The organism is Stenotrophomonas sp. P5_A9 (genome assembly GCF_056400525.1).
Genome location: NZ_JBFULC010000116.1, coordinates 1 through 5,225 on the forward strand (window position 1 = coordinate 1; position 5,225 = coordinate 5,225).

The window sequence follows — 5,225 nt, forward strand, 5'->3', positions numbered from 1 at the left end:
TTCATCGGCTGTGGTGGCAGGACCATAGGAGTTCGGTCGTCTTCGCGCAGTGAGCACGGCGGCAAGAAAAAGGGAACAATCTAAATGGTTCAGCTTGGGTGAAGTAGGCCACGGATTTGAGCCGTCCACCCCCAACTTAAGGAAATTTTTACAACGTTATCGCTCGTTTGTGACGCCCTTGGAACGAACCTTTTATTCCTAAACGAAATGAGGGCCGGGCCATGAATCCTGCCATCGTGCGTCGGTTAGAGATTTGGGCATCAATGAAGGGATTTCGCCGTCTTACCGTTGGCCAGGCCGCAGAGCATCTGCAGGAATTAGTGCCTGGATACCCAAGCCTGGGGGACGGGCCCTCGGTGGTTTCAGCCGACGGCTGCCGCTGGTTCGAGCATGAGATGGAGGCGGTGGCAGATGCCGTTTTCCAGGTTGCGAGCTGCTCAAGCGACTTGGAGGAGACGCTCGAAGGCGATGATTGGGACGTGGATCGGGACAGTGAGGGAAGGTGGTCCGTCCCAGCCGTCTGCAGGCGGGAGTGGACGGGCAGACGCCCCCGTTTACCGCCCTCGTTACAAGGTTGGTTTCTGCGCTGAGACGCCCTCAATAGACGGTTCACGGGGCGGCGACGACACAGACGATACAAGGGAAAGCGGCCGAATCACGGCCAAAAAGGATCGTTATGGCTAGGCCTATCTGGAGTGGATCTTTGTCGTTTGGTCTCTTGAACATCCCGGTCTCGCTGATGTCGGGGGAGCGCCGCACTGATCTGAGCTTCCGGATGCTGGACTCCCGAGACAAGAAGCCGATTCGGTTTGAGCGGGTGAATGCGGACACGGGGGAGGAGGTGCCGTGGAAGGACATTGTTAAGGCCTTCGAGTATGACAAGGGCAGTTACGTCGTCGTCGAGAAGGAAGACATCGCCGCGGCCGCTCCAGAGACCCACGAGTCCGTCGATGTAGAGGCGTTCGTCGATGCATCCAGCATTGGTCTGCGTTTCTTTGAGAAGCCATACATCCTGGTTCCTGGGAAGAAGGCGGAAAAGGGCTATGTGTTGCTCCGGGAGACGCTGAGAGAAACCGGAAAGGTCGGCATCGCCCGAGTGGTGATCCGCACCCGCGAATACCTGTGTGCGGTGATGCCTGAAGGGGACGCTTTGGTCCTGATTCTGCTTCGGTATCCGCAGGAATTAGTAGCGCCCGATGACTACAAGCTTCCGGCTGGGCAGACTGGCGACTATAGGATCGCGCCGAAGGAAATGGAGATGGCCAAGCAGTTGATCAACTCTATGACCAGCGAGTGGGCACCGGACAGCTATCACGACGAGTTCCGCGAGAGGCTATCTGCGATCATTCAAAAGCGAGTAAAAGATGTCGGTGCCACCACAAAGTTTGAAGAGCCCGTGCATCCAGAGGATGCTGCCACGAACGTGGTCGACTTCATGTCTCTCTTGCAGAAGAGCTTGGAGACAAATAAGCGCACCCCTGCCAAAAGCCTGCCGGTGAAAACGGCCTCCAAGTCCCAGGCGAGGTCGGGCAAGGAGAAGGAGAAGGTTGCACCGGCAAAAAGGGCGTCGAAGAAGGTCTCACCCAAGACAGAAGCCACCAAGAAGGCGCCCGCCAAGAGGACGCGCAAGTCTGCCTGAGCGGCGAGAGCCAAGTAGGGCAAGCCGCTAGCGTGACGCAGCTTCTGGGCAGACGCGCGGAGAACCTAGCGGCGCGAAGAGGCGTGAAGAGATAGACAAGGCCGGTTCACGGTGACCCCACGGAGGCGGGGCTAGAAACGGTCTACCTGCCAAGGAGTTACAGCGCCATGAGCGACGACAAAAAGAAGACTGGAACGCCCGATCGCGACCGGATCAATGTCAACGAAGACTACGAGGTCCAGTATTGGACCAAGGCGTTGGGCATCACGGCTGCTCAGCTCAAAGAGGCGGTCAAGGCCGTCGGTCCCACATCGGCTGCGGTTCGTAAGCACCTGGGCAAGTGACGGGCGCGGGGCATGTCCCTCACCGAATACCGGCGCAAACGGAGCTTTAGCAGGACAAAGGAGCCCGAGCCTGGAAAGGTGCTGCCAGCGGGGCAGCGGGCCATCTTTGTCGTGCAATTGCACCACGCCAGCCGGCGCCACTACGACTTTCGTCTACAGGTCGGTGACGCTCTCAAGAGTTGGGCTGTGCCCAAAGGGCCAAGCTACGACCCGAAGGTCAAGCGGATGGCTGTGGAGGTGGAAGACCATCCCGTTGACTACGCTGGTTTCGAGGGCGAGATCCCCAAAGGCGAGTATGGCGGCGGTCATGTTGCTCAGTTCGATCACGGGGTCTGGGCCACCGAAGGGGATCCCGAGGCCCAACTCGCCAAAGGGCACCTGCGCTTCGAACTGTTCGGATCCAAGCTCAAAGGCGGATGGCACTTGGTTCGATCCGGCAAGCCGGCGCGCCAGCCGCAGTGGCTTCTCTTCAAGGAGGACGATGCCTATGCCAGCCAGGTCGAGGCCGATGACCTGTTGGGGGATGTCGCCGTGCCCCCTGCCGCAGACCTCAAACGGGCCGGCAGCGGGAAGCCCGACAAGAAGCGACTCAAGGCGATCCCCCTCGCAAAACCCGCTCGACGCGTGGATTGGGCCAAGAGGGCGTCGGCGCTGACCGGTGGTAAAAGGGCCGAGGCCCCCCAGGGCCCGTTCGAACCCCAGTTGGCCAAGCTGGGCGAATCGCCCCCAAAGGGCGAGCAGTGGGTTCATGAGATCAAATGGGATGGCTACAGGATCCTGGCCACGGTGGCGGAAGGCGAGGTTCGCTTGTGGTCGCGCAACGCGTTGGAATGGACCAGCAAGATCCCGGAGATCCGTGAAGCCATCGCTACATTGGGGTTGAAGTCCGCCGCGCTGGACGGGGAGCTGATCGCGGGGCGCGGGACCAAGGAAGACTTCAATCTACTTCAAGCCACCCTATCTGGGGAGCGCCAGGGTGCGCTGTCCTATGCGCTCTTTGACCTTCTGCATATCAATGGCGTGGACATCGCCGATGCTCCGCTGCTGGAACGAAAGGCGCTCTTGGAGGAAGTTCTCAAGGGAGCCCCGACCCATCTGGCCATGAGTTCGCACATCGCCGGCGATGGGGAGGCGGCCTACCGTTTGGCGGGTGAGCAGCATTTCGAGGGCATCATCTCCAAGCGCGCCGATCGCGGCTACCACGGCGGCCGGGGCGAGGATTGGAAGAAGACCAAGCAGTTGGCCAGCGACGAATTCGCCGTGGTCGGCTACACCGCGCCCAAAGGAAGCCGCACCGGTTTCGGATCGTTGCTACTGGCCAAGCCCGACCCCAAGCATGGATGGCTCTACGTGGGGCGCGTCGGCTCGGGGTTTTCGGACACCTTAATTGGGGAGCTGACAGCGCTGATCGGCACGGCCGGCGGGAAGAAGCCCACCGCACATGTCCCAACGACAGAGACCGACTTGCGGACCGCCACCTGGTTTGCGCCCCGGTTTGTCGTCGAGGTCTTCTACCGAGGGATTGGCGGGCAACAATTGCTGCGCCAAGCGTCGCTGAAAGCGGTGCGGCCTGACAAAGACGTGGCCGATCTGAACGACTCGGATCAGAGCAACAATTCCGGCGGCGGTGCTACATCGGCCAAGCCGAACAAACGTGGGAAGCAAGCCGTCACCAGACCCGAGCGCAGTGTTGCCGTCAAACCCACGAACAGCAAGGGCAGGGCGGATGCAGGAGAGCGGGTTCCCCCAAAGCTCTCAAGCCCGTCCAAGGTCATCTTCCCCGACATCAAGGCCACCAAGCAGGATGTGTGGGATTACTACAGCGCGGTCATGGACCATCTGCTGCCTGAGATCGTTGGGCGTCCACTGTCGATCATCCGCTGCCCAGCTGGGAACGGCCGGCCGTGCTTCTTCCAGAAACACCACACTGCGGGTCTGGAGTTGGTCAGTTCGGTGAAGCTCAAGGAAGACAGTGGAATCAACGCCTACTACCTGGTGGTTGAAGACGCTGCCAGTCTCTTGGAGCTTGTGCAGTTCAACGCCTTGGAGTTTCACCCTTGGGGCAGCCACGCCGATTCGCCCGACCGCGCCGATCGCGTGGTGTTCGACCTTGACCCAGGCCCGGACGTGCCGTTCTCGGAGATCAAGAAAGCTGCCACCGACATTCGGAAGCTCCTTCAGCAGTTGGAGCTGGAGTCTTTCCTACGCGTTTCCGGAGGCAAGGGCTTACACGTGGTGGTGCCGCTGAATCCCGGATGCGATTGGGATCTCACCAAGCGGTTTGCCCATGGGTTCGCGGACGCCCTGGCACAGTCCGAGCCGCAGCGATTCTTGGCTACGTCGACCAAAAGCCTGCGCAAAAAACGCATCTTCGTTGACTACCTGCGCAACGGGCGGGGTGCCACCGCTGTTGCGTCGTATTCCTTGCGAGGTCGGCCAGGCGCGCCCGTGGCAATGCCCATCGCATGGAGCGAGCTGTCCAAGCTCACCCGCGCAGATACCTTCACCATGAAGGACGTGCCCGCCAAGCTCAAACGCAGGCGCAAGGACCCTTGGGAAGGCATTGAATCAATCCAACAGAACTTGGCACGGTGGGCAGAGGACGACTGATCCCACTTACCAGCTGCCGTTGCTTTTCAGGAGAAATCACTATGCGTCGATCCATCGTTTGCGCCGCCGTCGCGCTTGTCCTGTCTGCGTGCGGGGGTGGGAACACAGAGTCCAGCGTCCAAGCACCGGGGGCTGAAGAAACCGCGAAGACGAAAGCGCTGGACGCTGGCGCCGCGGTGCTGCAGGACCGGCCTCCGGTCGACGCCATCAACGCCTATCTGGACGGGTTCCATTTCTACAACGGCCAGATGAAGGTCCAAATGGAGGCTCACCACTACTGCTCCATCCTCAACGAGGATGTCATCCAGTGCACGATCTACGATGGCAATGTGAAAGACGCCAAGTTGATGGGGGTGGAATACATCATCAGTGAGAAGCTGTTTGCGGGCCTTCCTGAACAGGAAAAAGCGCTGTGGCACAGCCATGTTCAAGAGGTGAAATCCGGTCAGCTCATTGCGCCAGGGATTCCCGAGGCGGCCGAGCATGCGCTGATGGAGAAGCTCATCCACACGTATGGCAAGACCTGGCACACCTGGCACACAGACCTGGACAAGGACCTGCCCCGAGGCATGCCGCAGCTGATGATGGGGTTCACCGCAGACGGCCAGGCGGACCCAGCCATGGTCGCTGCC

4 protein-coding genes are annotated in these 5,225 nt (G+C 60.3%); all 4 read left to right on the forward strand.

The annotated features are described in order from the left end of the window. The first annotated feature begins 676 nt into the window (after positions 1 to 676). On the forward strand, positions 677 to 1,639 hold the full coding sequence (gene ku / locus AC1DR7_RS19925; protein WP_354286390.1) for a non-homologous end joining protein Ku: 963 nt from the start codon (positions 677 to 679) through the stop codon (positions 1,637 to 1,639). Between the two features lie 167 nt (positions 1,640 to 1,806). After that, positions 1,807 to 1,983 (forward strand): DUF3606 domain-containing protein, encoded by a 177-nt coding sequence (locus AC1DR7_RS19930; RefSeq protein ID WP_088434045.1) that lies wholly within the window; start codon positions 1,807 to 1,809, stop codon positions 1,981 to 1,983. 12 nt (positions 1,984 to 1,995) lie between these two features. Continuing rightward, entirely contained in the window at positions 1,996 to 4,593 is a 2,598-nt protein-coding gene (gene ligD / locus AC1DR7_RS19935) for a DNA ligase D (RefSeq protein WP_478076645.1), read from the forward strand. A gap of 41 nt (positions 4,594 to 4,634) precedes the next feature. Then, on the forward strand, positions 4,635 to 5,225 hold a 591-nt coding region (locus tag AC1DR7_RS19940; RefSeq protein WP_478076646.1), incomplete at its 3' end, for an OBAP family protein.